Consider the following 281-nt stretch of genomic DNA (forward strand, 5'->3'; position numbering starts at 1 on the left):
CCGCTGCACCAGGGGGCGTTCACGCGCGACGACAAGCCGCTGTGGGCGCCGATGCGCCACGCGTCGAACCGTGAGCGTGTGCGCGTGCTGCACGACGTCGCCGCCGAGATCGGCGCGCCCCCCAACCAGGTCGCGCTCGCGTGGCTGCTCGGGGGGCCGGTGCCGGTGATCCCGGTGGTCGGCATCTCGAGCGTCGCCCAGCTCGAAGAGGCGCTCGCCGCGGCAGACCTGGTGCTCGACCCCGAGGTGCGCACGCGCCTGGACGGGGCGGACCTCGTGCT

Annotated in this window: 1 protein-coding gene; it reads left to right on the forward strand. The window is 75.1% G+C overall.

The features are described from left to right. Positions 1–281: aldo/keto reductase (locus tag ACZYRN_RS19410; protein ID WP_488913200.1), on the forward strand; the 281-nt coding region annotated here is incomplete at both ends.

The sequence above is a fragment of the Domibacillus sp. F004 genome (genome assembly GCF_057814295.1).